We start from the raw sequence: 1,172 nt of genomic DNA on the forward strand, positions 1-1,172 counted from the left end.
CCTGGCAGGTCAGTCGAGCCAACCTGCCATCTCCAGGCGATCCACCGCTAATCAGACAGTCCCGAGATCGACCGCCACTGGGTGGTGGTGTCGCCGGTCCTCAGCGATCGGATTCGTGTGTCGAGTTCGTGTGCGGCGGCGGGTTTGCTGGGTGCGAGGCGGATGTAGGAGGCGAGGGAGTGGAGTTCGGAGAGGTCACGTAGGAGTGTCCATTGTGGCCATTGGGTGAGGTCGTATCCGTAGGCGTTGAGGAACTTCCTCCTGTCATGTTCGGGTTCGTGGAAGTGGTCTGGTAGGCCGAGGACGAGGTCGAGTTCGCGGGGGCCCAGGCACGCCTGGTCCCAGTCGATGAGGACCCATCTGGTGCCATCGTGGAGCAGGTTTTCGGGGTGGGCGTCGCCATGAACGAGACCGGTGCCGAGAGGGAAGTCCGTGGTAGCGACGGTCTCCACGAGGGCGTGGGTGCGATCGCGAAGCCATGCCTGGTCCTCATGGGTCAGCGCCGGGTGGGACCGGTTTTGGTCGAGGGTCAGGGCCTCGTGGAGACGGTGCAGTGGCTGGTACGGGGAGACAGGGAATGGAGGGTGGGGCAGGGCGTGGAGCCGGCGTAGGAGCCGGGCGAGGTCGCTCGGGGTGGGCGTATCGCTGGTGGGCTTGTGCGGCCAGAACGTCGCAACGGCGTGTTCGCCGATGACCGGTTGGTGGCCCGGGAGTGGTGCCAGCGCGATCGGGTCCGGGGATGCGCTCAGCCAGCGGCTCACGGTGATCACGGTGGTTGCGCGCTGCCGCCGCAGGGGGGTGTTGGGTGCCATGCGCACGACGATCTGCTCGCGGGGCAAGAGATAGACCGCGTTGGAGCGGTGGTGCAGCAGGCGAGGGCCGGTGGTGTCCACGCCGAAGCAACGGCACACCTCCTGCAGGGCGTCCAGGCCAGGAAGTGCACCAGGGGGTCGTGGCGTGGTGGTCACGCGACTGCGGCGAGCGCGTCGCGGATGCGTTCTTGCAGCTCCGCGACTGTGGGTTGATGGGTGAAGGGCCGTGCGGTGTCCGCTAGGCCCCTCAGCCGTGCGTAGGCCCGTGTCGAGGACAAGGCGCTGATGGAGGTGATGTGTCGCGCGTCAGACTTTGTGGCTCAGGGGTTATGTAGGTTCCTGACCAGGAGGTATGACGTA

Annotated in this window: 1 protein-coding gene; it reads right to left on the reverse strand. The window is 66.4% G+C overall.

Annotated elements, in window-relative coordinates:
* Positions 1 to 47 precede the first annotated feature (47 nt).
* Complete coding sequence (locus IEY55_RS31685; protein WP_189062272.1) at positions 48 to 968, reverse strand: aminoglycoside phosphotransferase family protein; 921 nt, start codon at positions 966 to 968, stop codon at positions 48 to 50.
* Positions 969 to 1,172 lie beyond the last annotated feature (204 nt).

It is taken from the genome of Longimycelium tulufanense (assembly GCF_014645795.1).
Taxonomy (GTDB): domain Bacteria; phylum Actinomycetota; class Actinomycetes; order Mycobacteriales; family Pseudonocardiaceae; genus Longimycelium; species Longimycelium tulufanense.